We start from the raw sequence: 2,003 nt of genomic DNA, 5'->3' as shown, positions 1-2,003 counted from the left end.
CGGGGTGCGGGGGAAGGGCTGGGTGGCTCGATTGTTGGTTGTGTCGGGTGCGCGGGAGGGGCTGGGTGCTTCGATCGTCGGGTGTGTCGGGTGCGGGGGAGGGGCTGGGTGCCTCGATTCGGGGTGCGTGGGTAGGGCTGGGTGCCTCGATTGTTGGGTGTGTCGGCGGCGGTTTTCGGGTGGTGGGGCATCCCGGCTGGTGCGGCGGGTTAGCGTCGGGAGACGGCGCTTGTCGCTAGTTCTGCTACTGACGTCAGCGCTTTTCGTTCTGCTCCGCGGCGGGACATCGTGCGGATTCCGGAGATGGTGGCGTGGATGAAGGTTGCGATGTCGGCGGCGTCGCGGTCGCGGGTGACGCTGCCGTCTGCCTGGCCGGTGCGGGCGACGTGCGCCAGTGCGGACAGATGTGCTTCGGTGTCGGCGTTCACCTGTGCGGCGACTTCCGGGTCGGTGGTGCCGAACTCGGCGATGGTGTTCACCATCAGGCAGCCGCGTCTGCCGGTTTCGAGTTCGTCGTCGATGGTCGAGGCGAGGAGCAGGCGGATGGCGCCTAGTCCGTCGGGGGCGTTGTCCAGCAGGGTTTCCCGCATTCGGATGCCGCGGCGCGAGTAGTGGCCGAGCGCGCGCCGGAACAGTTCGTGCTTGCTGGAGAACGTGTTGTAGATGCTGCTGCGGCCGAGTCCGGTGGCGGCGCACAGTTCCCCGGTCGAGGTCGCTTCGTATCCGCGCGCCCAGAAGGCGTTCATGGCGCCTTCGAGCGCTTCGGTCTCGTCGAACTCTCGTGGCCTCGGCATGCCGGGTACGCTAACACATTTTAGATAGCTCAGTACATAACTGGGCCGCCGAGGCGTGCGGGGCGCCACAGGGGCAGGATGAGCACCGTGGGTTACGACGCGTTGCTATGGCTTTCGTTCGGCGGTCCGGAGGGGCCTGACGAGGTGATGCCGTTCCTGGAGAACGTCACCCGGGGCCGGGGCGTGCCGCGCGAGCGGCTGCTTGAGGTTGCCGAGCACTACCAGCACTTCGGCGGGGTTTCGCCGATCAACCGGCTCAACCGCGCCGCGATCGCGGCGGTCGAGAAGCAGCTCGCGGCGGAGAGCATCGGACTCCCGGTGCACTTCGGCAACCGCAACTGGGCGCCGATGGTCGAGGACACGTTGGCCGGAATGAAGGAGGCGGGCGTCCGCCGCGCCTTGGTGTTCCCGACGAGCGCGTACGGCGGCTACTCCGCGTGCCGCCAGTACGACGAGGACATCGAACGAGCCCGCACCGCCGTCGGCGACCATGCGCCGGAATTGGTGAAGCTGCGCCAGTTCTTCGACCATCCGCTGTTCGTCGCCGCAGTCGCCGACGCAGTCCGCGCCGCCCACGCGAAACTCGGCGACCGCCCCGGCACCCGTACGGTTTTCACTGCCCACTCGATCCCGGAAAGCGCCGACCTTGCCTCCGGCCCGCCGTCGGAAGGCGGCCGCCGCTACTCGAGCCAGATCGCCGAAGCCGCGCGCCTCGTGGCCGCCGAAGCCGGGATCGCCGAGTACGACGTCGTCTGGCAGTCGCGCTCCGGCCCGCCGCAGATTCCGTGGCTGGAACCGGACATCGTCGACCACATCGACGCCCTGCACGCGCAGGGCGTGGATTCCGTAGTGGTCAGCCCGATCGGCTTCGTCGCGGACCACCTGGAAGTAATCTGGGACCTGGACAACGAAGCCGCCGACCGTGCGGCGGAACACGGCATGGCCTTCGCCCGCGCCGCGACACCGGACGCCGACCCGAGGTTCGCCGAAATGGTGGTCGAACTGGTCCGCGAACACCTGTCCGACGCCCCCGCCCGGAAGCTGTCGCCCTTCCCGTCCGCGGGCTGCACCGTCAACGGCGCCCCCTGCGCAGTCTCCTGCTGCGAACCCCCGCGCCGCCCCACCCGCTGACCGTCACCCTCATTGACTCTGATTCCCTCAGCTTGAGTTTTAAGGTCCGGGTGTCAGAGGGGGCGCCCGGTTGATCAT

General features: G+C 68.5%; 2 protein-coding genes. One reads left to right on the top strand and one right to left on the bottom strand.

The features are described from left to right. Positions 1-209 precede the first annotated feature (209 nt). The gene (locus tag A4R44_RS41725; protein WP_067594173.1) at positions 210-794 is read right to left on the bottom strand and encodes a TetR/AcrR family transcriptional regulator; all 585 of its coding nucleotides are present in this window, start codon (positions 792-794) and stop codon (positions 210-212) included. An 87-nt stretch (positions 795-881) separates the two neighbouring features. Here A4R44_RS41725 and A4R44_RS41720 point away from each other — a divergent pair, with 87 nt between their 5' ends. Continuing rightward, entirely contained in the window at positions 882-1,925 is a 1,044-nt protein-coding gene (locus A4R44_RS41720; protein WP_067594164.1) for a ferrochelatase, read from the top strand. Positions 1,926-2,003 lie beyond the last annotated feature (78 nt).

The sequence above is a fragment of the Amycolatopsis sp. M39 genome, assembly GCF_001651785.1.
In the GTDB taxonomy this organism is placed as follows: domain Bacteria; phylum Actinomycetota; class Actinomycetes; order Mycobacteriales; family Pseudonocardiaceae; genus Amycolatopsis; species Amycolatopsis rubida.
Note: the sequence above shows the minus strand (reverse complement) of the source record. Positions and strands in the feature narration are given on the sequence as shown.